At 52.8% G+C, this 1,798-nt stretch carries 1 rRNA gene; it reads left to right on the forward strand.

Annotated features, from left to right (window positions below):
* Window positions 1–1,798, forward strand: a 23S ribosomal RNA gene (locus tag NBH03_RS15780); the annotation flags it as partial.

The following is a 1,798-nucleotide window of genomic DNA, read 5'->3' on the forward strand; positions in this document are numbered from 1 at the left end:
AAGTTAGCCGAACGGTTTTGGGAAAGCCGGCCAGAGAGGGTGAAAGCCCCTTAGGCGAAAACGGAAGGCAGCGGACAGGATCCAGAGTACCACGAGACACGAGAAACCTTGTGGGAAGTCGGAGGGACCACCCTCCAAGGCTAAATACTACTCAGTGACCGATAGCGCATAGTACTGTGAAGGAAAGGTGAAAAGGACCCCGGGAGGGGAGTGAAAGAGCACCTGAAACCCTGTGTCTGCAAGCTGTGGGAGGACGTTAAGGTCCGACCGCGTACTTTTTGTAGAACGGTCCGGCGAGCTGCCACATCCGGCGAGGTTAAGCACTTAAGGTGCGGAGCCGGAGGGAAACCGAGTCTTAACAGGGCGTTAAGTCGGATGGGGCAGGCCCGAAACCGGGTGATCTATCCATGTCCAGGATGAAGCTGTCGTAAAAGACAATGGAGGTCCGAACACACATCCGTTGAAAAGGGTGGTGATGAGGTGTGGATAGGGGAGAAATTCCAATCGAACCCGGAGATAGCTGGTTCTCCTCGAAATAGCTTTAGGGCTAGCCTCTTAAAAGAGTAACGGAGGTAGAGCACTGAATAGCCTAGGGGGCGTCAAAGCCTACCGAAGCTTATCAAACTCCGAATGCCGTATACTTGATTTAAGGGAGTCAGACTGCACGAGATAAGTTGGGCAGTCAAAAGGGAAAGAGCCCAGACCGCCAGCTAAGGCCCCAAAATGCATGTTAAGTGGAAAAGGATGTGGGATCTCAAAGACAACTAGGATGTTGGCTCAGAAGCAGCCATGCATTCAAAGAGTGCGTAATAGCTCACTAGTCGAGAGGTCCTGCGCCGAAAATGTCCGGGGCTGAAACATGCTGCCGAAGCTGCGGAACCGCAAGGTTGGTAGAGGAGCATTGAATGCGGGAAGAAGCTGTACCGAAAGGAGCAGTGGACTGCATTGAAGAGAGAATGCCGGAATGAGTAGCGAGAAATAGGTGAGAATCCTATTGGCCGAATATCCAAGGATTCCAGGGTAAAGCTGATCTGCCCTGGGTAAGTCGGGGCCTAAGGCGAGGTCGGAAGACGTAGCCGATGGACAACAGGTGGAGATTCCTGTACTGCATATGGTCAGAACTGTGGGGACACGGGGTGTTAACGGAAGCCGGGAAAGGAAAGACCGGTCCAAGCACAGGAGGCGTTGCGCAGGCAAATCCGCGCAATAAGCCAAAGGTGTGACGGGGAGCGAAATTATAGTAGCGAAGTCCGGATACATGCTGTCAAGAAAAGCCGCTATTGCGCCATATGTACCCGTACCGTAAACCGACACAGGTGGATGAGGAGAGAATCCTAAGGCCGGCGGGAGAAGTGTTGTTAAGGAACTCGGCAAAATGGCCCCGTAACTTCGGGAGAAGGGGCGCCCAGAAATGGGCCGCAGAGAAAAGGCTCAAGCAACTGTTTAGCAAAAACACAGGTCTATGCGAAACCGAAAGGTGAGGTATATGGGCTGACGCCTGCCCGGTGCTGGAAGGTTAAGGGGAGAGGTTAGCCGCAAGGCGAAGCTTTGAACTTAAGCCCCAGTAAACGGCGGCCGTAACTATAACGGTCCTAAGGTAGCGAAATTCCTTGTCGGGTAAGTTCCGACCCGCACGAAAGGCGTAATGATTTGAGCACTGTCTCGACAACACACCCGGTGAAATTGAAATACCAGTGAAGATGCTGGTTACCTGCGCCAGGACGGAAAGACCCCATGGAGCTTTACTCTAGTTTGATACTGGGACCCGGTATGACATGTACAGGATAGGTGGGAGGCT

Source organism: Coprococcus intestinalis, from assembly GCF_023656595.1.
GTDB lineage: Bacteria > Bacillota > Clostridia > Lachnospirales > Lachnospiraceae > Coprococcus_A > Coprococcus_A intestinihominis.